The sequence below is a fragment of the Thalassotalea psychrophila genome, from assembly GCF_031583595.1.
Taxonomy (GTDB): domain Bacteria; phylum Pseudomonadota; class Gammaproteobacteria; order Enterobacterales; family Alteromonadaceae; genus Thalassotalea_A; species Thalassotalea_A psychrophila.
Genome location: NZ_CP134145.1, coordinates 815,932 through 840,526, shown reverse-complemented (window position 1 = coordinate 840,526; position 24,595 = coordinate 815,932). Strand labels below are relative to the sequence as shown.

The following is a 24,595-nucleotide window of genomic DNA, read 5'->3' as shown; positions in this document are numbered from 1 at the left end:
ATATCTTTGAGACCTTTTGCAGCTAACCACTAGCTAGCACTCATAGAAAGTCCCTCGTTATTACGAGGGACTTTTTTTTACTGCGGATATACGCTTTTCCATTGCCACTTAGTCTCTTTTATTTACTACACAGCCCACCAGAATTGTAATTTCAACATCTGCAAAACCACTTTGTGTTAGCGCTAAACAGTCACATAATCCATTTGAATAGGTAGCGATGCTGGTATCGGTTCTTATAAAATTAAGAGCTCTAAGGCTTTGTCTATGACAGGAAATAATTACTCTATATACTTAGTTTTAGAGGATTACATACCAAGCTGAATAAGTTACTTCCTACTCTACTCTGTGAGAACTTAAAGGCTTGTAAGCAAGGCATTGAGGAGAATACAGCATAAACGGTCGTTATCAGCTTTGGCATCCTGTGTCGCTCAAGCTAGTGCATCAATGACGTCGCCTAAAAAATCAATTAAGCAACGATAATCCCTTAGAAATATTAGGTCAAATTGGCTAACAAATATATCAACAAAGCTATCAGTTAATGTGTATGTTTAAACAGTGCTTTAGATGTAATCTTTAATGCAAGAATGCTTGCTAGTTTATTAATGCCTAGATAGAGCTACAATAAGAAATATAAATGGGTATAGGCTATGAGGTAGAAAATAATTTAACAGTAATTCAGAGTTGTCTAGCCTTTCAAGCAGGCTTAATAAACATTTTTATAAGATGAATATATCGGTTCAAAATGTAAAGTGAATTGCTATACAAAACGAAAAAAAAACCAGCTCAAAGTGAACTGGTTTTTATTTAGTTAATGTTAATATTTACTCAAAGCAAGTTTTTGCATCTTGAATGATATTCAGGTCAGGAAGTGCAGCTTGCAGAGCATCAACCTCTGTACATGGTAATGTTAAAATACCATTATCAGCTTGCTCTTGAATATTAATTTCCTCTAGAGCAGTCATAACATGCAGGTGCTGTAATGATTGTATTTTATTTTTCTTTAAAAGTAATGTTTTCAAGCTTGTCATTTTTGGAATAGCTCCCCAATCTGACGCTTCAGGATCAAACCTCAAATTACTTGAACTTAAGTTTAACTCTATTGCAGCAGTGAATTGCTCTAATGCATCTAAATTTACAAAGCTCATACCCATAGCACGCAAATGAGTAATGTTGGCACCTTGATGCTCACCAAGTTCAGCATATTGCTCGGTAGTAATTACTAGGTTATAAGCGATATCTATATGGGTTAATGCTGGTAAATTATAAAGTGGCGATAAATCTTGTACCACACTATGTGAACCAGCTACTTCTTTAACAAATAAAAGGTATTCGGCACCTTCAAACGAACCCAGCCCTCTCTCATCTTCATTATTCCAACCACACTTTAATTGCGTCACTTGACCTAGTTTAGTTTTATTTTCAGTCAGTCTTTCATAACACATGCGCGTTTTAGGATCAGGGAAAGTAACATAAGCAATTTCACCCGCTTCATCTAATACCGGGTATGGACGCGGTAAATTTGTTAATAGCATGTCTGCATTTAAAACACATTGTTCAGGAACGAACATCTCTGTTTCAGGTAAGTCCTGTTTTAACAAAGTAATGCTTTGACAATCAGTGCCTGTTTCATAAATATCTAATGTTTTTAATGAGGTTAATAAATCTAAACCGGTTAAATCTATGATGTTCTCATCTGCACAAGTAAGCGCCTCTAAATGAATAACAAGCCCACTTTCAGGTGTGTTAGCAGTAACACATTGCTCAACCGGTGCTGAAAAATCAATATTAGAAATATTACAAACGCTCGGGTTAGCTACCGTTGTGTTCGGGTTACTTTCATCAAAATCAAACGCTTCTGCACAGTTTACTGAAGTTTCTGTAATATCTAATGACATTAACTCGGTAAAAACCTCCAAGCCTGCAATAGATTTAATTGCACTATTAGTACAGCTAAGCACAGTTAAATCGTCAGTCGATGCCCAGCCATTTAGGTTATATTCGTTTACAACACACTCTCTTAAATGTGCATCGGCAAACTCTAATTCATTATAAAAACACTCGTCAGTTTGTTGTACATCAATTGGCTCATTGCGGCCATATTGAAATCCAGGCAAATTCAACTGCTTTTGTACTTGATCATACTCTTCACATGACATACCAGCAGTTGCAAGGTTGATAGACTCTAGACTATAAAAATTTTCTAAGCCAGAAGCATCAACAATTGGTTGTTCACAATCTAAATGCGTTAATTGTGCTGATTGGTTTATATCCTGATCTTCAATAGTTTGCTCTACACATGCTTTTAAATTAGCATCTGTAAATTCAATCGCTTCCATAAAAGCTTTAAATACTGGTTCAGTACCTTCATCAGACGATCCATCACAGCCCATTAAAGCCAGAGCGGTCAATGACGATACCAATAATGATTTTTTGTTCATACTAGTTCCCCTAGTTTGTTTAATTTAATTGTTTTCGTTTTTATTATTAAATTAAAAGTTATATTTAAAGCCTAGGCTATATGTTCTACCGTTATCTTTAGCGGAAAATGCCTGCGAAGGTATGTTTACGTATTCGAATGTTTCTTCACCTAAAATATTACGGGCTACAAATGACACAGACATAGTCTTATTGAAACGATATCCGGCACTTAAATCTAACTGCTCAAAGTCATCAACATGGACTGTTTCGCCGGTAAATGCATAATTTTTGAAATACTCGCTACGGAAGTTATACGCAAGCCTAATATTTGCTCCGTATTTTTCCCAATAAACTGTGGTATTAAAGGTATCTTTTGAGAAGCCAGGTAAGCTGCTTACTGCATTGTTTACATCATTTGGTAATTCAGCATTTGTGTCGTTATAGGTGTAATTAATCGCAGTACCAAGTCCATCAAATGGCGAAGGTAAATTTACAAAAGCCTGTTGATAACTAAACTCTACACCAGATACTTCTGCTTCTTCACCATTAATAGGCTGCTTAACAATAATTGGAAAGCCATTATTATATTCAGGAATAGTTCGTTCTTCGTTGATCGTAACTATAAAGTTGTCAATATCTTTATAAAACAAACCTACTGACACTAAACTTTCAGCATTAAAATACCATTCGGCACTTAAATCATATTGATTAGCACGGTATGGAGAAAGATACGGATTACCAAAGTTGTAATGAGGATCTTCTTTACCATCGTCAACGTATCTAAAACCCGGAGCAAGCTGACGATGATTAGGTCTCGCCATAACGCTAGCGCCAGCAGCACGTAAAATAAAGTCTTCAGTTAAAATAAAAGCTAAGTTAACGCTTGGTAATACGTCTTCATAATCATTTTCAAACGTGGTCCAAACCCATTCTTGCCCATTTAGGGATTCATTACGATTGGCACTTGCTTCAACTTTAGTTTCAACATAACGAACACCTGCATTACCACGAACAGGAATATCAAATAATGTTGCATCAATATTTACTTGCACATATCCAGCAAATACTTCTTCTTTAATATTATATGGTTCTGTTGGCGTAGATTCGATAATAGCGTACTGCTTAAAGTTTTTAACAATTTTGTCTTCAATCGGGGCAAACCAGCTATCTTGTGGAGCATATTTTGTTTGATTATTGATAGTTCTTAATTTTGCATAATCAGCAAACATGACTTGCTCGCCAATAGCTGATTCAACATCTTCGACAGTACCTGTTGGATCACTTCGTTTTGGATCCCAATCCTTTTCATTATCAGAATGGCGTAGACCAAATTCAATACCTCTGAAGTATTCACTGTCTAACTGATAATTAAAGTCAACTTGTTGAAAAGTTTGATCATCCGTTAAACTACGTTCAGCAAAACTCAAACGCTTAAGGTACATATTTTCAGGTTCAAGTGCATGCAAATCAGCGGGATCATCAGAATAAATTATTTCAGGGTCCCAAGTGCCGTTTTCTAGCCTAAAACCAATATTGTCAGCATTAGCTGCAAACGCTGGGGTAACCCATTCGGTTTTATCTTCAGCTGAACTCATGCCTATTATAGGTGTAATGGTTAAATTTTCTGATACATCAATATCAACGCTTAAACTTACATTATAAATTTCTTTTTCCGCTTCAGAAAAATAGGCTTCAGATTCATAATTATTTTGACTGGCCGACGCTGGATTCCAACTAGAAATTTCTTGAATTACATTGCCGCTGCTATTGGCAAGTGGATCTTCACCATAATCAACAAGAGTACGTTCACTTGAATCAGCGTCTTCATAATCAATCTCAATACTATCTGCGTCAATTAATCGTTTTTCATGTCTAAAAATATAAATACTACGTAGACTTTCTTGACTTATATCTTGCTTACCGTAGAGGATATTTAACTTAGCATCTAAAGAATCGGTTGGTAACCATTGTAGCTTCAAGCCGACGTTAATACGGTCACGATCTTCTACTACATTTTTAGAGCGAATATCTTCGATTTTATATAGTTCACCTGGTATATCAGCATATTCTAATTCCAGACCTTCAGTCTTAGCTTGTTTACGCCAACCTTTTGATTCAAATGAATTACGTTGGGTGGTACGGTTGTACGTACTTACAGTAAGATTTGCACCAAAGGTTTCAGCTTCGTTTGCGGTATTAAGTAGCAAGTTTAAAGCATTACCATATTCTTCAGAAATTTCATTGTACTCACCTTTAATACCAATTGAACCTCTATCCCCAGTCGCAATAGGATCGCGTGACTTAAGATTAACAGTACCGCCAATTGAACCTTCAATCATATTAGCCGTAGGGCTTTTAAATACTTCGATAGCAGAAACCATAGAGCTATCTACATTATTTAAGTTCACACTGCGAGAGCCACTAGTTTCGGCACTACCATTTGCAGTAGAGCCCATAGTTTGCCCATTTACCGTAACAGTACTCAGTGAAGGGTCCATACCTCGAATACTTATGTATTGACCTTCACCATCTTCACGACTTAAAGAAACACCAACAACCCGAGAAAGCGCTTCAGCAATATTATTATCAGGCAGCTTACCAATGTCTTCAGCAGAAATACCATCCATAACCTGGTCAGCATAGCGTTTAGCATTCATAGAGCGCTTTAAACTGCCACGAGTACCTTGTACCTCAATAACTTCGATATCTTCAATATCTTTTTTTGGTACATCACTGTCAGCTTGTTCTGTGGTAACTTTATCAGCTTCTACTTTAGCCGTTGCTGTGCTTTCTTCTTGAGCCCATGCAGTGCCGTGTAAAATAGCTAAGATACTAAGAGCCAACAATGACTTTTTAGAGTTGTCTAGCATTTCCTTCCCCTGAGTTATAATTTTCACTAGTTGCTATCTTTAGAAAGCAATTAAAAACACTTATTATTAATTTTTTAGTACAATTAGCATACATCAAATGATAACGATGTCAAAGCATAAACTTACACAACTTTACAAAATAGTATAAATTATTTAACAAATGACTTTTATTAATGAAATGTTGCTTCACAAAAAAACTAAAACAAAGTAAAAATAAATCAAAAAATCAATCACTTACATAACAACCAACTTAACCAGTTCGGCATAAATAAACAGTACTAGACTTGTCTAATACAATTCTTAGTTCAGTCATTTATGAATAAAAAAAGCCCTAAGTAAAATTTTTACTTAGGGCTTTATTTAAATAATAATACTAACGTTATTTTTTTGGTTCAGTATTCATTTCTTCAAAAGTAAGTTTACCATCGCCATTTAAGTCTTTTTTATTAAAACCATTTTTGGCTTTTTTCTTTTTATCTTCTGGATCAGTAATATTTTTTTTCTCAAAATATTTATCTAAATTTTTTGAGAACTCACTTACATCTAATGAGCCGTCGTTGTTTATATCAAGCTTAGCAAAATATTGTTCACTAATAGCATTTGCACTGCTAATAGAACCAAGCATTAATGCTGCCACTGCTACTGTTGTATAAATTTTTTTCATAATACTTCCTATTAATTTTATAGTTATAGTTTTATTTAATGGTTTTTATTTGCGAATCAACGCACCTTTATAGCCGTAGTATGCAATAAATATATAACATACTGCAGGTAATATAAATCCTAATTGAATACCAATTGTATCGGCTAAAACGCCTTGAAATAGAGGAATAATTGCTCCACCAACAATTGCTAAACATAAAATACCTGAGCCTTGGCTAGTCGCCTTACCAAGGTCGGTTACTGCCAATGAAAAGATAGTTGGGAACATAATAGAGTTACATAAACCTACCGCTAAAATAGCAACCATTGCAACATAGCCATTGGTAAACATCGCAACGAAAATCAAACTAACCGATGCAATAGAGTTGAATACTAATATTCTGTTTGCAGCAATGTAGCGCGTAAGAACAGCACCAATAAATCGACCAACCATCGCCCCGCCCCAATAATAGGCAATGTAATGAGCAGCTTCAGCTTCAGCTAAACCTAAGATATTCTCTTCACTAATAAAGTTAATTAAGAAACTACCAATTGAAACTTCTGCGCCTACATAAACGAAAATGGCCACAGCACCTAAAGTTAAATGCGGAAATGTCCATGCCGATTTAACCTTCTCACTTGCTGTTGTTGATTCATCACCATCAATACTAGAAATTGTTGGTAGTTTTAACCATACAAAAATAGCAGCTAGAATAAATAAAACCACTGCTAATCCAACATAAGGGATTTGTACCGATTGAGCTTCAGCAATTTTATATTGTGCTTGTTCAGCAGCAGACATTAAGCTTAGTTCTTCAACACCAATAGCAACGCCAGAAAGAATTAATAAACCACCAAAAAATGGCGCTACAGTAGTACCTAAAGCGTTAAACGCTTGCGTCATTATTAAACGACTTGATGCAGTTTTGGCTTCACCTAACGCTGTTACGTAAGGGTTAGCAGATACTTGCAAACAAGTAATTCCTGATGCAAGTACAAATAATGCAGCTAAAAACATAGGATAAGATTGACTTGAAGCTGCAGGATAGAACATTAAGCAGCCAATGCCTGCAATAACTAATCCTGACACTATTCCCATTTTGAAACCAACTCTTTTGATTAAGCTGGCCGAAGGCATAGACATAATGGCGTAAGCACTAAAAAAGCAAAATTGAATTAGCATCGCCTGCGTGTAGTTTAAAGAAAATACGCCCTTTAAATGAGGGATCAAAATATCATTTAAACAAGTGATAAACCCCCAAAGAAAAAACAGTGAAGTTAGAATAACTAAGCTGACGTTGTTATTAAGATTTTCATTAGGTGCAACAATAGTTTGTTCATTGGTACTTGCAAGTGATGCCATAATATTTCCGATATAAATTGCTTTGTTAAATTTTTATAGTTTTATTTTTACAATCTACCAGTACATCACACATCATATTATCGTTAACTATGTTTGCAAATCGAACTGGTAAATTGTATGAATCTTTTATTAGCATACAGCAATTGATAACGTTATCAACCGTTTTATTTTGATGCTACGCTAAGCATTAAAGCTTTTGTATTAACCGTTATAGACGTTTCAATCCCTTGTTATTTTCACGTAACAATTTAGCCAGAGTATCGGCAACATCTTGGTATTTAGGATCATTTATTACGTTATTGGTTTCACCACTATCATGCTCCATATCGTACAAATCACGATAGACAACTTTTTTATTTTTACTTAACCATTCAGTGTAACGGTACTTTTCTGTGCGTAACGAATAACCAAATGCTCCAACGCGTTTATATTGGCTTATTGCCACAGGCTGCTTGCTTTCTTTTTGGCCTTTCATTGCAGGCACTAACGAGTCACCATTTAATTCATAAGGTAATTTCAACTTACTCAGCTCAGCTAACGTTGGATAAATATCCATTAAGCCAACCGGCTTTTTATAAACACTGGCTTTTTGTCCTGGCATTTTAATAATTAATGGGACATGGTTGGCTTGCTCCATAGTGGTATGCTTACCCCACATACCGTGATCACCTAAGTGAAAGCCATGATCACCCCAAAACACAATAGCTGTGTTATCCGCTTGCCCCGTCGCTTCAAGTTCAGCGGTTAATTCACCCACTAAATGATCGACAAAACTCACCGCGGCGTAGTAACCGTGGATAAGTTCTCGTTGATGGGCTTCAGAAAATGGTCCTTTAGGGTAGGGTTTCACCTTTTCACCGGCTTTTGGTGTAGGTTTGTAGGTCAACATTTCACCATTATTATTTAAAATATATTTGGCATTACTGTTTTTAGGAGCTTGCTGAAACGGCGCTAAAGTGAATGTTGCAGGATCGTATAAATCAAAAAATTGTTTAGGTGCAGTAAACGGTAAATGTGGGCGTTTATAACCTACCGCTAAAAAGAATGGTTTGTTGCTGTCAGCCATTTGTTTTAATAGTTTAATGCTGCGTTTGTTGATGTTGCCATCTACAAATTTTTCTATTGGCCCTTCTAACGATTCTACCGCTAATTTTTGCTTACCTTTCATAAAAGAAGTAGGTGGTTTATAGGCAATTGACCATGATGCAGGATCATCTGTTTTGCGACTATCAACATTTCGTGGATCAAATATTTTACCCACAGCAGCAGTCTCATAGCCATGTTCTATAAACAATTGCGGTAAGGTCACCACACTAGGGTTTACGTCACGAATTTTATCTTTTAAATTCATAATGCCATTAACTTCAGGACGCAAACCAGTAAGTAAACTCATTCTAGAAGGTCCACAAACTGGCCATTGAGAATACGCGTTGTTAAATAGCGTTCCTTGTGCCGCAATAGCATCAATGTTAGGAGTGATAATTTTATCATTACCATAAGCTCCTATTAATGGTTTTAAATCGTCCACTGCGATAAATAACACATTAAGTGGTTTTTTCTCAGCTGCAGCAAAAGCCGTAATTGATACACAACTTAATGTAATTGCTATTGTTGTAATGAGTTTCGAAAAATGCATTTTTATTCCTATTTTTTCACATTAAGAGTAATCGTTTGAAGATCAGTATCTTTTGAAGATGAACCTAGCATTAAAGTAAAATCACCGGCTTCAACCCCCCATTGCATCGCCAAATTGTAATATGCCAACATGTCTGGATTGATTTTGAAACTCACATCGACAGCTGAATTAGCCGGAACATGTATACGCTTAAAACCTTTCAGTTCTTTCACCGGACGAGTTACTTGGCTGTAATTGTCACGAATATATAATTGTACAATCTCATCACCAGCAACATCACTGGTATTAGTAACACTTACTGTAGCTGTTGCACTACCGTCTTTGTTAATTTGTGTTTTATCAAGAGTCAAATTTGAGTATTCAAATGTGCTGTAACTTAAGCCAAAACCAAATTCATACAAATTTTTAGTTGGCAAGTCGACATAGTTTTTAAAGTAAGTTGATGGCTTATGATTATAAATTGATTGGATATGGCCAGCACTGTATGGCACAGAAATTGGCATTTTTGCACTTGGGTTTACCTGGCCATATAAAACTTCAGCAACCGCTTGGCCCCCAAAGCTACCTGGCTCCCATGCTTCAACTATGGCATCAACGTTCTCTACTAACCAAGGTTCCGAAATAGGGCGACCGTTAACTAATACAACAATCACAGGTTTGCCTGCACTATGAACAGCTTTTATTAGCTCTAATTGTTTACCATATAAATCTAGCTCTGCACGAGCAACGTTTTCACCTGAAGTTTTGCCTTCATTGTCAAAACGAAGTGGGTTCTCACCAACAACAACAATACTAACATCAGCAGATTTTGCTCGTTTAGCTGCTTCGCTAATTTGTTTATCTGTTAGCGTTTTTACTTGTTTGCCTACATCTAAATAATCAATATTAACTTGCTTTGAGCTTACTTGTTGCAAGCCTTCAAGAACAGTTGTCACGTTTTCTTCTGGTTGAGGTAAAGACCAATCACCTAAAATGGTGTGCGCATCAGCATTTGGGCCAGTAATAAAAATATTTTTAGGCGCTTTAAAAGGTAAAATATTATTATCATTTTTTAACAAAACAATAGACTCACGGGCCATAGCAAGTGATGTTTTTTGATGCTCAGGATGAAAGTTAACTTTATCTCTTAACGCTTCATCAACATAAGGAGTGTCGAACAAACCTAAGCGAAATTTCGCTAATAGAATTGGTTTTACAGACTCATCAATGCGCTTTTCGGTTAAACGGTCCTCATTGACTAACTCAATAATTGGCGGCGCAAAATTTGGACCATGCATATTCATATCCATGCCAGAGTCAATGGTTAAATGAACAGCTTCTTTATGGGTTGGAACAACTCTATGCAAGGTTTTTAAACGGTCAACGTCCAACCAATCACTAACTACAAAGCCTGAAAAACCCCATTCTTCACGAAGTACCTGATCCAATATAAATTTATTGCCATGCGAGGGCACACCGTTTACTTCGTTATGAGCAGCCATAATGGTAAAAACGCCGGCATCAACGACCTCTTTAAATGGAGGAAAATAGTCTTGTCTTAAAGTGCGTTCAGAAACATCGAGAGGGGCAAGGTTCAAACCATTAATAGAATCGCCACCACCAACAAAGTGTTTAGCATTAGCAATAACCTTGTCATGACCTTTGAAGTCGTCTTGTTGTAACCCTTCAACAGTGGCAACGCCCATTTTAGCGACCAGATATGGATCTTCGCCGAATGTCTCACCTACTCTTCCCCAACGAGGATCTCGAACAATATCTACGTTCGGGGTAAAGGTCCAATGTGAGCCATTAGCGCGCATTTCTTTGGCCGTTTCTGTCGACGATTTTTTTACCAAATCAAGATTAAAAGAACTCGCGGCACTTATCGGTGAAGGGTAAACGGTTGCACCACGGACTAATGCATTACCGTGAATTGCATCTATACCAATAATTAGCGGAATACCTAAACGAGATTTCATTGCATGTTGCTGCAATGTATTCGCTTCTTTTACATTTACAACATGTAAAAAAGAACCGATTTCGCCATTTTCAATCATCATTTTCAGATCTTCAATACTTAACCCTGGGTAAAAACCATGAGCATCTGAACTGTTTAATTGCTCTTCAGTTAGCTGTTTTTCTGATGCAGTAATATGCTCAAGTCCAACGTACTGACTCATTTGACCGGCTTTTTCGGTCAGTGTCATACGTGAAATTAAGTCATCAACACGTTGTTCGGCACTCAAGTTAGAGTTTTTGTAAGGTAATAAAGTTTCTGTACTGGCATACACAGAGGCGCTATACAAAGCCGCTAATGACAAGATAGAGATTGAAAATTTAGTTTTCATTATGTCGATTCTTTTTATAAATAATTTTTAGTTATTAAATACGCTCTTGACAACGGTGTCAAGAGCGTATTTAATGATTAAGTTGTCAAATACCCGAGAGCATTGAAAATAAATATTCAACAGCTATTCATGGATAAAATAAAGTACAGGCTTAGTAGGTTACATGGAATTTAAGCCTTGTTGTAGGAGTAAAACGTTGAAAAAAATATTAGCAAAGACTTCAGTCAGTACACACAGAAGCTTAATTATTGGACTTAGCACGCTAATTGCGCTTTGTAGCCAAACATATTCAGTGCAAGCTGTAGAAAAATCAGTAGCCCCAAAGCGCAACATTATCTACATCCTTACTGATGATCAACGTTATGATGAACTGGGTATTTTAAACCCTATTCTGAATACTCCCAATATGGATAAGTTAGCTAATGAAGGGGTTCACTTTAAAAATGCATTCGTAACTACAGCCCTTTGTTCTCCGAGTAGAGCTTCAATTCTTACAGGTCAATACATGCATAACCACGGTGTTGTTGACAATAATAAACCACCAAGGCCAGGTACAGTATTTTTCCCAAGTTATTTACAAGACGCTGGCTATCAAACAGCCTTCATTGGTAAGTGGCACATGGGCGAAGATGCGGGACACGGCGCAAATGATGCGCCACAACCTGGTTTTGATTATTGGTTAAGTTTCCCCGGGCAAGGTATCTATTACCCAAAAAAGAAGCCAAATGGCAAACCATATACGTTTAATGTTAACGGTAAACGAGTACCGCAAACAGGTTACATTACTGACGAGTTGACTGATTATTCAATTAATTGGCTAACTGATCGCAATGATAATAAGCCGTTTATGCTATATCTTTCTCATAAGGCTGTGCATTCTAATTTTGCACCAGCAAAGCGCCATGAAAACCTTTATGACGCTGTAAAGTTACCAGTACCGGCAAGTCAAGCAGACACAAAAGAGAACCGTAAAGGTAAACCTATGTGGGTGCAAAACCAACGTAACAGTTGGCATGGTGTAGATTTTCCATATCATAGTTCATTGGATGTACAGTCATATAAGAAACAATATCACCGCGCAATTTCGGCTGTAGATGACAGTGTTGGCCGTATATTATCTTGGTTAGAAGAAAACGATTTAACTGAAAATACCACCGTTATCCTTATGGGTGACAACGGATTTATGTTTGGTGAACATGGTTTAATTGATAAGCGCAATGCTTATGAAGAATCTATGCGAGTACCACTACTTGCTTATGCTCCAGGTTATTTAGAAGCAGGGAAAGTAGTAGAAGAAATGGTGGCTAACATTGATATTGCGCCAACATTATTGGCAATGGCCGGCGTTAAAGCACCAGATCATTTCGATGGCAAAAGTTTCTTAAATCTTACCCAAGGTGAAGCTGATGGAAAGTGGCGTAATGATTTCCTATATGAGTATTACTGGGAGTTTAATTACCCTTCAACACCAACAACATTTGCACTACGCTCTGATAACTTTAAATTAATTCAATATCACGGAATTTGGGATACTGAAGAATTATATGATTTAGAAAACGACCCTCGTGAAATGAAAAACTTAATTAACGATGAAAAATACTTAGCGGTAGTTGTTGAAATGCGTAAAAAATTATTTGATCGCTTAGCAAACAATCAAGGTGAGCATACGGTGCCATTTACCGAAAAGTTTAGCTCCGGCGCAGTTTATCGTGAAGGCTCTCGTTCAAAAGCGGCTGAATTCCCAGAGCAATGGGAAAAAAGTGAAACCGATGATGGATTACGTTCTTTCATGAAACACGATAAAAAGAAAATAAAAGCAGAATAATTTAATTTAAAAGCTCCCCAGCATCAAAGGTCTGTATTTTTGCAGGCCTTTTTATTATTTTATAATAGCATCGTTATCAATTGATAATATTACAATTAAAGATATATAATAAAACTGAAGTGCTATTGACTAGAAAAGATTAATAAGGTGGGTATTTCCCTGTTTTCCCGATACAGATTGATGGAATTAAAAAAACTTCAATGCATTAATTTTACAATAATAAATATGTGAGTAAAAATGAAAGCTACAATTAAAGATGTTGCTAGTTTAGCTGGTGTTTCGGTAAAAACTGTTTCCAGGGTTATTAATAATGAGCCTAATGTTCGCCCTGCTATGCAAGATAAAGTTAATAAAGCAGTTGCTGAATTAAACTTTAAAAGAAACCCTTTAGCACGAGGTTTACGCGGCCAAAACTCTTTTATTCTTACGTTGCTTTATTCAAATCCAAACCCAAGTTATGTATTAGAACTGCAAAATGGTGCCATTGAACAGGCCAATAGTGATGGTTACAATTTACAAATATTGCCTTGTGATCATACTAATGAAAATTTAATCAATAATATTGAATCAATTATAACTCACTCAAGCCAGGATGGTTTCTTGTTAACTCATCCTTTATGTGACAATGAAGAAATCATCGCATTATTAGATAAAAATGAAATACCTTTCGTTAGAATTTCGCCATTTCATCAAGAACATTCATCTCCTTATGTTGTATCCGATGATAAGCAAGCAGCTTACGAAATTACCAAATATTTGATTTCGCTTGGCCATACTGATATTGCAATGATTAAAGGCCATCCTGATTTTGGTGCAACGCATAAGCGGTATGAAGGCTATTTACAAGCAATGGACGAGATGAATGTACGCGTGGATGATGAATTAATTAAACAGGGTCAATTCACCTTTGAATCAGGCGAAACCTGTGCAAGACAACTCCTTACCCAAGTTCACAAGCCTACGGCTATATTTGCTAGTAATGACTATATGGCAGCAGCGGTGTTAAAAGTAGCTGCTCAAATGCATATTAATATTCCAGCTAATTTATCAGTTGTTGGTTATGATGATGCTCCAGTATCTCAGCAAATTTGGCCATCATTAACTACGGTTAAACAACCTATTTTTGATATTGCCAAACATGCAGTGCAAAAGCTGATCCGTCATATCAAGAAGCAAGATTTTGATGAAGTTCAAAGTCAATTTAAATGTAAATTGGTGTTAAGAAACTCAACCAGCCCTAAACTTTAAGCTCCAAGCTTTCTAGTCTGAATATTTAACTGTATAAATAAACAGTTAAATGTTATTGTCAAAAATGTCATTTGCATAATGGAATTTTGATGAAACTATACATTGCCGAAAAGCCAAGCCTTGGTAGAGCCATTGCCGATGCTTTACCAAAACCGCATAAAAAGCAACAAGGCTATATTGAGGCAGGTAATGGCGATGTAGTTAGTTGGTGTATTGGTCATATTCTTGAGCAAGTAGATCCCGATGCTTATGATGAAAAATACAAAAAATGGGATATGCAGCACTTACCTATTATCCCTGAAGTTTGGCAGTTAAAGCCTAAAACTCAAACTCGATCACAACTTACCGTTCTTAGAAAGCTAGTAAAACGATGCGATGCTATAGTACACGCCGGCGATCCCGACCGAGAAGGTCAATTACTGGTTGATGAAGTAATCGATTACTTAAAAGTGAGTAAAACTAAAAAAGCCAATATTCAACGCTTGTTAATCAGTGATTTAAATCTAGCTGCAGTAAAACGCGCATTAAATACCTTGAAACCAAATAAAGACTTTATTCCTCTATCTATTTCAGCCCTAGCTCGTTCAAGAGCCGACTGGCTTTACGGTATCAATTTAACCAGAGCTTTCACTATACAAGGGCAAAAATCAGGTTATCAAGGAGTTTTATCTGTTGGCCGAGTACAAACACCAATATTAGGACTAGTAGTAGCTCGCGATAATGAGATTGATAACTTTGTTAGTAAACCTTTTTATGACGTATTAGCCCATATTGAAACAAAAAGCGGTGATACATTTAAAGCAAAATGGCAACCAAGTGCGGCATGTCAGCCTTATATGGATGATGAAAATAGAGTACTGGTGAAAGCCTTAGCTGAAAATGTTGTTGCTAGAATTAACAACAAGCAAGCCTTGGTAAGTGATATAAAAACGGAACATAAGAAACAATTCGCACCGCTGCCTTATAACTTATCTTCCCTACAAATAGATGCAGCAAAAGCATTCTCGATGAACGCAAAATTGGTACTCGATATTTGTCAGGGGTTATATGAAAAGCACAAACTTATTACTTACCCTCGCTCTGACAGTAGATACTTACCTAAAGATCAGTTAAAACAAGCGCAACAAATTATTAATATGCTAGCACAGTCGGCTTTACCTTTTGCAGAGCATGCCAAAAGCGCAGATAAAAACATAGTTAGTAAAGCCTGGAATGATAAAAAAGTAACCGCTCATCATGCCATTATTCCAACTGAAAAATCAGCCAACAATATTAATTTAAATTCTTTTGAAAAGAATATTTATCAGCTCATTGTACGCCAATATTTAGCACAATTTTTTCCGGCTTTTACTTATGAGCAGACCAAGCTGCTATTAAACATTAGTGGTGGTGAATTTAAGGTTAATTGCAAAAATCCACTGCAACAAGGCTGGAAGGTATTATTCAAAAAATCAGTTAGCTCGGCTAATTCAAAACAACATAACTCAACCGACCATGATGTACAAAACTTACCCGCATTAATCAAAGGTGACATTTTACACTGCCAAGCAGGTGAGCTTATTGAAAAAAACACCCAACCTCCACAAAGTTTTACCGATGCAACACTACTACAAGCGATGACAGGTATCGCTCGCTATGTTACCGACAATGACATAAAGAAAATCCTTAAAGATACGGACGGCTTAGGCACAGAAGCTACTCGTGCAGGCATTATCGAATTATTATTTAAGCGTGGTTTTTTAGAACGCCAAGGTAAGCAAATAAAAGCGACATTAGTCGGGAAGTCTTTAATCGATGCGTTACCTATAATGGCCACTAGTCCCGATATGACGGCACAATGGGAAGCTACGTTAAATGCAATATGTGAGCAACAAAGTAATTATCAAAGCTTCATGTCACCTTTAGTATCAGTAATAGAAAGTATGGTTATTCAGGCCAGTAATTTATCATTCAGTAAGCTGCCAAAAGGTAAACCAACAAATGGTTTTAAAAAGAAGCGTTTTAACCGCAAAAAGAAGCTCGCTAAAACGGCTTAATTGGTAAGGTATTTCTAGAAAAAGTTTGTTTAAGTACCACTGTTGATTCAATAGTGGCAATGTAATCCATTCTTCCTAATGATTTTTTAACAAAGCTTTCATAGTCTTCTAGATCTTCGGCAATAATCTTCAACAGATAATCATAAGCACCAGTAACTACAGAGCACTCTAACACTTGCTCTAATCCGGCAACTGTTTGTTCAAACTGGTTAGCCAAATTATCTGAATTAGCACTTAACCGCACAAAAGCATATACCAATACGTTTAAGTTAAACGCTTGCCTATTTAGGATTGCTTGATAACCTTCTATCACGCCTCCTTGTTCAAGTTTTTTTACTCTTCTTAAGCAAGGGGTATCAGACAAACTCACCTCTTGCGCAAGCTCCGACATAGAAATACGACCATTACGTTGTAGTTTTTCAACTATCATTTTATCTTTTTTATCTAAAATCACTACAAAGCCTAAGATTATTTAGTTAAATACATTAACACAATAGCAGTTTTTGATTATTTCCACTACAAAGATAAGTTTTAGAGCGAGATTTTAGCGAATTACTGTTTTATCATTCTGCTAGCATGAGCTTTTACAAATTCTATTAATTTAGTCATGCAATACAGGATAAGAACGTGACCGCAAATTCCCGAGCATTTGATCAATGGATCAGAACCAGCTTTTGTGATTTAAACACAGAATTAGAACATCTATATTGGCAACAAGATGATAAAGCCAATGTGGTGAATATTGGTGAAGATCTTAAGCAGCAACTTGAAGCTGAAGGTCGCGCATTAATACTGCCGCTACTCGATGAAGGTAATACCGACAACGGTTTTGATAATGCTTTTGATTTATTAGGCAATGTTGGGCTTTATATGGCTGCTTGTCGTCGCCACGAAATTACTGAACCATCAAGAGAGCGATCATCTCCTTTAATTGAAGCATCTGCCCTTGCTATGCATATTGGTGCTTCTATTGGTGTTACGCCACGTTTTGCCACTGCACATTTAACTACTCACAACAAAGCATTTAATGGTAACTACAAGCGCTTTACTCATTTAGAAGATGAAAAGGTATTTATTGATTACAACACCAAAGCTATTTTGGCTTATAAACGTGCTGCTGATGCAATAATTAAAATTCAACCATTGGGTATTTCTCATCCTATTACCGCTGACTTATTAAACGTTGCAAAGCAGGGGCTAAAAGATGTTATAGATTCTAATAAATTGCTGTTTGAGAAGCTCGATACTGACAGATTCTTTAATTGTGTACGTCCATATTACAAACCATATCGTGTTGGTAAAGAAGTCTATCGAGGCGCAAATGCTGGTGATTTTGCAGGTATTAACGTTATCGATTTACAGCTTGGCTTATGCTTTGCTAATGAACCTTCTTATTCACAAATGCTAGTAGATAAGTTTTTATATATGATGCCAGAAGATCAATTGATCTTGCGTGATACGATGCGCAGAAGCAGTATTATGGATGATTTTTTAAATGTCAGTGCTTGCCATAAGCAATCATGGTATCAAGAAAACTTAAGCTTATTTTTAGATGTATGTAAACTGCATGGCACCACAGCTATTCAACATCATAACCAACTAGTAGGTAAATACATTTCTAAACCTTCAACGGGGATGGCAGATAAACATATGGATAAAGTTACTGCCAGTGGACCACCATTACACGTATTACTAGATTCATTAGAAAAACTACGTGACAGACGTGCAGCGCACAAACGTGATGACATTCGTACTCGTTACGCAGATATTCAAACTCTAAAAAGTAGCCTTTTAACATGAGCCAGTTTAAAAAAGATTTCTTATTAGCTAATAGTAACTACCTATTAAATCACTCAGTAGGTCGGCCTTTAGCCACTGTTGAGCAAGCCTTCAAAGACAGTTTTTTATCACCTTGGCAAAACTCAGGCAGAGAGCCTTGGGGCAGTTGGTTAGAGGTGGTCAATAACTTTCAATCGGCATTAAGCGCTATGTTTAATGCTCCAATTGAACAATTTTGCCCTCAAGTGAACTTGTCGAGTAGTTTAACAAAAATTGTAATGTCATTAGCCTCTTTAGAGAAAACAAATACAGTTATTTTGATGAGCGAAATTGATTTTCCAAGTATGGGTTTTGCGTTGCAAAAAGCACTACCACAAGGTGCAGAAATTCGCTTTATTGATAAAACATTAGACATTACTAATACCAATGTTTGGCAACAACATTTATCAAAAGATATTGATTTAGTATTTATCTCAAATGCCTATTCAAACACAGGCCAGTTGGCACCAGTTGCTGAAGTGATATCACTTGCAAAAGAGCTTGGCATAATATCAGTGTTAGATATTGCTCAATCTGCTGGTGTGATTCCGTTAAATTTACAAAGTGTAAGACCAGACTTTATGATTGGCTCTAGTGTTAAATGGCTATGTGGCGGACCTGGTGCAGGCTATTTATGGGTAAATCCAGATATTATTGAACAATGCCAACCAAAAGATGTTGGCTGGTTTTCACATGAAAATCCATTTGAGTTCGATATTCACAATTTTAATTATAATCAATCGGCAATGAAATTTTGGGGTGGTACGCCATCTATAACACCTTTTGCTTTAGCAAGTCACTCGATTGAGTACTTTGCTCAATTAGGCTCAGAAAACATCAGAGCCCATAATCAAAGTATGGTTGATTTGATTGTGAGCGAGTTTGATAGCGAACTAAAATCTCCACTAGATAAAGCGATCCGCAGTGGAACAGTTATTTTAGATTTTTCTGATAAACAAGAAAAAATTATGGACGCTCTAGCTGACGCTAATATCAGCGTTGATGCGCGTCATTTAGGTATGCGAGTGTCGGCTCATATATATAATGATGCAGATGATATTCAGCAATTTATTGATGTAGTGAAGGCAAACTATTAACTGACAGATTGCGATTATTATCGCAATGATGAAAGAAAAACAGCGTTATTTTAAAAGCACACTGTCAATTAAGGAGGTCCCGTGCCTCGCTTAGGCTCACACAGGATGACGTGGTTTAAATTAATAAACATCTCAAATTATTCGTCATTTGTGTTGTTTTCATTGTTCCCCTGCTGTTCGAGCTCTAGTTTTGCTCGTTCAGCTTTAGAAATATACTTAGGTTTGCTCGATTTTTGCAACTTGGCTTTTGAGCGTTTTAACTGTGCTTTCAATGTTGATTTTACTTTCTTTTTTCTATTCATGACTCACCTAACAACCTAATTTCCTAATTACCTAACTACCTAACTACCTAACTACCTAACTACCTAATAAATTATTGTTGATACACTAATGGCAGATTGGCTTTCATTTTTTTATCTTTCATTAAATAAGGGCCTTGATGTAGTTTTTCAGGCCAATTAAGCAATGCATATGCTAATACATTTCGATGCTCACCTGAACTTAAATTATCACTACCACTAATTGATAGCACCATGTTCTTATCTGGGTGTACTGCATCATTGATAACCTGCTTCATTGCATTCAAGGTTGGATGTTCATTAACTCCTGCAAGTACAAAACATAATCCAATTTCAGCTTGGATATCTTCCTTACTTTTTTCAACAATTCTATCTTGTCGTAATTTAAAATAATCTAGAATCCATGAATGTTCATCTAAGCTCACCGATTGTTGATAATAGTTACTATCAGCTAAAACAATATGAGTTAAACCATAAAGTTTATTATTAAATTCGTTTTTACTTAACTCGTCATCCTTTTTATCTGGATAGGCTTGTTCAAATGCTGGCTTTAAATCGGCAGTCCAATCTACAACATCTGTATATTTTAACCAATATACATAGTTAGCAACCTGCGCCGCATAGGCATGAATAAAATCTGCTGACATTAATAAATCATGCAAGTCAGCCTGTTTTAAATAAGCGACAAACTTTTCATGGCCGGGATGCTTAATACCATATTCATCCAACTTTGCCATTTGATAAACAAGATATAAAGCAAAGCGTCTATCCCCTGTGTCCTTTAATGCCTTTTGTCTTAATTTACCACGACGGGTATTTGGTAAAGCATCGATCATTGCTTGCGCTTGGCCATCACGCCAGCCTTCTGAATCTAGGTTCTGTAGATAAAAATTTAGTCTATCGGTAATTTGATATACTTCAGAGCCAGATTGCTGAGCATAATATTTTTCGCCGGTTAATCGGTACATGCGCACTGCATAATGATTTTGCGCATTACCGCTGAGTTTTACAAAATTATTATCATAATTGGTACGTATACGATTAGCGGTTGCTAAATATTGTTCGGTTAAACTTGGTATCGCTTGTTTTTCTTCAGCTGCAGAGGCTGTCAATGGCAGCAAAAAACAACTAGAAAGAACAAATCCAGCGACAAGTATTGGCTTAGATAAAATAACTTTAAAATTTTTCATTAATGATCACCATCGGTTTCATCTTCATAATCTTCAAATTCATTGGTAGGTAAGTATTTTTTTACCGAATGTATCTCATGGAAATAAGGTCCTTCTGTCATCTTTTCAGGCCAGGTAAATAACATAAATGTCAGCACGTTTCGGTGTTCACCAGACGCTAAATCTATTTTCCCAGAAACCGATGGCACCATACCAGCGTCCGCATTAAACGCTTGAACTAATCTATCTTTAGTTTCTGTTACTAGTGGATGATCCTTTTTCTCCATCAGTAAATAACTAATACCAACTTCTGCGGTTATATCATCAGTTGCATCCTTTAAAACACGCGCTTGATTCGCTTCAAAGTAATTTAATATCCAGCCAAATTCATCGGTTGATACATAATGTTGGTAGTAACCCGATGCAGCAAAAATGAAGTGCGTTAGGCCATACAGCTTGTTTCTAAAATGCCATTTACTTAACTGACCATCTTCACTGTCAGGATAAGCCTCTAGAAAAGCCTTTTTATATTGTTTCGAATAATCAGCAATGCCTAACTGCTTTAACCAATACACATAATTTGCCAACTGTGCCGCCCAAGCTCTGATCATAGTTTTGTCGGTTAGCCCAGGTAAAAAATCATATTCTTTAAGAGTATTCAAAACTGTATCGGGTAATTCAACACCAAAGGCATCTAGCCGTGAACTATAGCGAAGTAATTCATCTGCATAAAATATAAATTCAGGAAATTTCTTTAACGCTTTTCTACGCGCCTTACCTCGCGTACCTTTACTCATTGCATCGGTTAATCGTTTCGAGCTTTTTTCAATGTACCCATCATCATTTAAGTACGGCACTATGGTATGCATTCTGTCACTCACCACATAGTAATCATACAATGCCGTTGGTAGGTATTTTTTATCACCTGTCATTCTATACAAGCGAATTCCATAATGGCCCTGAGTCCTTGGTGGTAATTGGTATAAATTACTTTCAAAGGTCGTTTGTATGCGCTGAGATACGTCTTGGTAACTCAATTTTGTAACCTCCTCACTGCTATCAGCGCTACATACCGAGGTGAACAGGAACAGCGAAGTGATTAGTGCGTTAAAGAGTTTTTTCATACGACACCCATTTAATAATATCTTGTAAGGTAAGCGGCTTTTTATACAGTTTGGCAAACATTTCAGTCATGGCAATACTACCGCCCTGCTCAAATAAAGAAGTTAAATAATCACGTCCACTAAAGCGTCCAGCAAAATAATCTTCGAGTAAACGACGAGCGACAACCTCTGACCAAATATAGCTATAATATCTTGGTCCATAAGTGCCTAAGTGACTAAAGCTGTACTGGCTTGATGAGCCTTTAGCATAAGGATGTCCGAGATATTTTAATGCCAGTTCAGCATTAATCTGTTCTATATTTTTGCTGGTTACATCTTGAGAAAAATACGCTAATGCCATTCCTGCACGATAAAGTCGTAAATTAAAGGTAGTACCAGAATCAGGCGCTTCACCAGCAAGCACAACCTTGCCAAACATGCGTTGTTGCATTTTAGGATCGAAGCTTAACCACTCAAACCATTTTGCTGGCATTTCACCTAAGTCACTTTCAATGCTTATTCCGGCAACAATATGGTATTTTTGCGTCGCTACTAAGTTATGAATTAGATGGCCAAACTCATGGAAAAATGACTTAACATGAGTTTGTTTCCACTCTTTCTTTGGTAAGTTCAAGATAAGTGCGCTACTAGGTGCTTGTACACCTGTAACCCCACGTTTAATTGCTCGATGACGATTCTTTGTATATTTATTAGCACGAGGATACAAGTCTAAATAAAACTTACCAATGTTCTCACTGCCTTCTTTTAACATATAAACAGCAACACTGCTGTGCCATGCTGCTTCATCTAATTTAACTACGGTTAAGCCAAATTCAGATTCTAATAATGTAAATAATCCTTGATGAGCCTCAACAGGAGTTAATGTAGGAGAACTTTTTTTATCAGTTGTTTTTGCATAAGGGATATAGCGGTAATCCCAAGGTGCATAGGTTGCAGGTTGAGCTTTAGCAATATTTGATAAAAACGCATCAACATCAGAAATATTATCTATCATGGTATCTTGAAAAGATAACTCGGCAAAATTGCTGTAACCTAAGCTCTTAGCACTATTATTACGTGCGGATAATAACGCTAACAAATTGTCTTTATTAGTTTTTTCATGTCGACCTTGATACTGACTGTATGCAAGTTTGCGACATGCTTCTTCAGGTAACCTTTTAACAAATGTTGCATAATGACTGCCCTTCAATTCAGCAACCATTTGACCATCTTTTAAATAACGTTTTTGATATTTTTTATCTAGGCCCTCGGCGCATTCACCTGGTAATACAAAGGTGTCGGTAACCTTTACACTAACGCCTTTGCGAAATTCAGCAGCAATTGCTTTGCCGTCGGCTTTTAGCTTAGCGTAATACTTATTTGAGAGCTGTTGATTTAAGCGTTGGTACTTATCTTGTACTCGTTTTTCTAATGCAGATTTCGCAAGTGAATTTGTTTTCTTTAATAATGCACTGACTTGAGCTGAACCGATAAAGTTATCTATGTTGGCACTCGTAGTTAACTGGCACTGCTCAGCTGTAGTTATGATCGATTTATCAGGGGAAACATTGGCGTATAGGTAGCTTTCAAACAACAAATTATTAGCCGGAATTAACACACTTTCCAACTGTTGAATATTGCCATAAAAATCGGCCTGTTCAGTAAATCCTTTTGGCATAGTTAAGCTTGTAGTCATTTGTACACAACGCTGCTGAATATCAGCGCCAAAAGCAGCGCTTGGTTTCACGCTAGAAGCGAAGCTTACTGTCGTTAAAATCGAAAAAAGCAGGCTAATCGTTAAAATGAGTTTTTGCATAATTCACTCTATCCTCAATACTTGCCGTGCGGCGGTGATCCATAGACTCTATATGCTTCAGTCTTGGCAACATCCCCATGCCATTGGCTATTTGAATAGCTAATCCCGGTCGAGCGTTAAGTTCTAGTACTAATGGGCCCTTTTCTTTATCCAGAACTATATCTGCACCTAAATATTTCAGACCTGACATCTCATAACATCCTGCCGCAAGGGTAAGCATGCGGTCCCAGTTGCCAATAGCAACATCAGCAAAACTTTTATCAGTATCCGGATGATGAGTAATTGGCCGATCAAATTGCACCGCTCGTTTAGCTTTTCCAGTGGCAATGTCTATACCCACACCAACAGCGCCTTGATGCAGGTTCGCTTTGCCGTCACTTGCGTGAGTTGCTAAACGCAGCATCGCCATCATCGGATAGCCTTGAAAAATAATAATACGAATGTCTGGCACACCTTCATGACTTAAACCTTTAAAGGTTGGATCAAATTGAATTAGTGCTTCAATTACAGCCACATCGGCTGCTCCGCCTAAGCTGAAAAGACCGGCAAGGATATTAGTGATATGGCGAACAACCTCTTCTCTAGGCACATATTCACCGCTGGCTTTCATATAGCCATTTTCATCGGTTTTTAATATAACTAGAATGCCTTTACCACCACTTCCTTTCGCTGGCTTTATGCAAAATCCGTCATGATCTTTGAGAATATCAAATACCCTATTTACTTCATATTGAAAGTGAACCACACCGAGTAAATCAGGCACCGAAATGCCGCTTTCAATAGCCAATTTTTTGGTTTTTAATTTGTCGTCAACATTAGGATATAACGCTCTATCGTTATAGCGACCAATATAGGAAAAATTGCGTTGGTTCATTCCCATAATACCGCGTTCACGTAACTTAAATGGGCTAACAAAATCAAACATGTT

17 protein-coding genes are annotated in these 24,595 nt (G+C 36.8%); 5 read left to right on the top strand and 12 right to left on the bottom strand.

The features are described 5' to 3' along the window. Positions 1-821: 821 nt before the first annotated feature. From RGQ13_RS03575 to RGQ13_RS03550, 6 genes are all read right to left on the bottom strand, one after another. Positions 822-2,438: a hypothetical protein gene (locus RGQ13_RS03575; protein ID WP_348392188.1), complete on the bottom strand. Its 1,617-nt coding sequence runs from the start codon at positions 2,436-2,438 to the stop codon at positions 822-824. 51 nt (positions 2,439-2,489) lie between these two features. Continuing rightward, on the bottom strand, positions 2,490-5,288 hold the full coding sequence (locus RGQ13_RS03570; protein WP_348392187.1) for a TonB-dependent receptor: 2,799 nt from the start codon (positions 5,286-5,288) through the stop codon (positions 2,490-2,492). A gap of 379 nt (positions 5,289-5,667) precedes the next feature. Next, a complete protein-coding gene (locus RGQ13_RS03565) occupies positions 5,668-5,952 on the bottom strand; it encodes an EF-hand domain-containing protein (RefSeq protein ID WP_348392186.1) in 285 nt (94 codons plus the stop codon). Positions 5,953-5,997: 45 nt separating this feature from the next. Further along, positions 5,998-7,293 (bottom strand): sugar MFS transporter, encoded by a 1,296-nt coding sequence (locus tag RGQ13_RS03560; protein ID WP_348392185.1) that lies wholly within the window; start codon positions 7,291-7,293, stop codon positions 5,998-6,000. 208 nt (positions 7,294-7,501) lie between these two features. Continuing rightward, positions 7,502-8,929, bottom strand: a complete 1,428-nt coding sequence (locus RGQ13_RS03555) for a sulfatase (protein ID WP_348392184.1) — start codon at positions 8,927-8,929, stop codon at positions 7,502-7,504. Positions 8,930-8,937: 8 nt separating this feature from the next. Next, the gene (locus RGQ13_RS03550; protein WP_348392183.1) at positions 8,938-11,256 is read right to left on the bottom strand and encodes a glycoside hydrolase family 3 N-terminal domain-containing protein; all 2,319 of its coding nucleotides are present in this window, start codon (positions 11,254-11,256) and stop codon (positions 8,938-8,940) included. A gap of 196 nt (positions 11,257-11,452) precedes the next feature. Here RGQ13_RS03550 and RGQ13_RS03545 point away from each other — a divergent pair, with 196 nt between their 5' ends. From RGQ13_RS03545 to RGQ13_RS03535, 3 genes are all read left to right on the top strand, one after another. Next, positions 11,453-13,081 (top strand): sulfatase family protein, encoded by a 1,629-nt coding sequence (locus RGQ13_RS03545; protein ID WP_348392182.1) that lies wholly within the window; start codon positions 11,453-11,455, stop codon positions 13,079-13,081. Between the two features lie 237 nt (positions 13,082-13,318). Further along, positions 13,319-14,329, top strand: a complete 1,011-nt coding sequence (locus RGQ13_RS03540) for a LacI family DNA-binding transcriptional regulator (RefSeq protein ID WP_348392181.1) — start codon at positions 13,319-13,321, stop codon at positions 14,327-14,329. Between the two features lie 89 nt (positions 14,330-14,418). Continuing rightward, complete coding sequence (locus tag RGQ13_RS03535; protein WP_348392180.1) at positions 14,419-16,365, top strand: DNA topoisomerase III; 1,947 nt, start codon at positions 14,419-14,421, stop codon at positions 16,363-16,365. On the opposite strand, the gene RGQ13_RS03530 is transcribed toward RGQ13_RS03535, so the two are convergent. Further along, on the bottom strand, positions 16,352-16,816 hold the full coding sequence (locus RGQ13_RS03530) for an Lrp/AsnC family transcriptional regulator (protein WP_348393373.1): 465 nt from the start codon (positions 16,814-16,816) through the stop codon (positions 16,352-16,354). The two genes, RGQ13_RS03535 and RGQ13_RS03530, sit on opposite strands and share 14 nt — an antisense overlap. Positions 16,817-16,992: 176 nt before the next feature. Here RGQ13_RS03530 and RGQ13_RS03525 point away from each other — a divergent pair, with 176 nt between their 5' ends. After that, a complete protein-coding gene (locus tag RGQ13_RS03525; protein WP_348392179.1) occupies positions 16,993-18,165 on the top strand; it encodes a PrnB family protein in 1,173 nt (390 codons plus the stop codon). After that, positions 18,162-19,280: an aminotransferase class V-fold PLP-dependent enzyme gene (locus tag RGQ13_RS03520; protein WP_348392178.1), complete on the top strand. Its 1,119-nt coding sequence runs from the start codon at positions 18,162-18,164 to the stop codon at positions 19,278-19,280. The genes RGQ13_RS03525 and RGQ13_RS03520 overlap by 4 nt, the downstream gene beginning before the upstream one ends. Before the next feature lie 137 nt (positions 19,281-19,417). On the opposite strand, the gene RGQ13_RS03515 is transcribed toward RGQ13_RS03520, so the two are convergent. From RGQ13_RS03515 to RGQ13_RS03495, 5 genes are all read right to left on the bottom strand, one after another. Then, positions 19,418-19,582: a DUF2986 domain-containing protein gene (locus RGQ13_RS03515; RefSeq protein WP_348392177.1), complete on the bottom strand. Its 165-nt coding sequence runs from the start codon at positions 19,580-19,582 to the stop codon at positions 19,418-19,420. 71 nt (positions 19,583-19,653) lie between these two features. Further along, positions 19,654-20,769 (bottom strand): DUF3541 domain-containing protein, encoded by a 1,116-nt coding sequence (locus tag RGQ13_RS03510; RefSeq protein ID WP_348392176.1) that lies wholly within the window; start codon positions 20,767-20,769, stop codon positions 19,654-19,656. After that, complete coding sequence (locus RGQ13_RS03505) at positions 20,769-21,872, bottom strand: DUF3541 domain-containing protein (protein ID WP_348392175.1); 1,104 nt, start codon at positions 21,870-21,872, stop codon at positions 20,769-20,771. Before RGQ13_RS03505 ends, RGQ13_RS03510 begins: the two co-directional genes overlap by 1 nt. Then, complete coding sequence (locus RGQ13_RS03500; RefSeq protein WP_348392174.1) at positions 21,856-23,667, bottom strand: M3 family metallopeptidase; 1,812 nt, start codon at positions 23,665-23,667, stop codon at positions 21,856-21,858. Before RGQ13_RS03500 ends, RGQ13_RS03505 begins: the two co-directional genes overlap by 17 nt. Beyond that, entirely contained in the window at positions 23,642-24,592 is a 951-nt protein-coding gene (locus RGQ13_RS03495) for an alpha-L-glutamate ligase-like protein (RefSeq protein WP_348392173.1), read from the bottom strand. Before RGQ13_RS03495 ends, RGQ13_RS03500 begins: the two co-directional genes overlap by 26 nt. Positions 24,593-24,595: the final 3 nt, after the last annotated feature.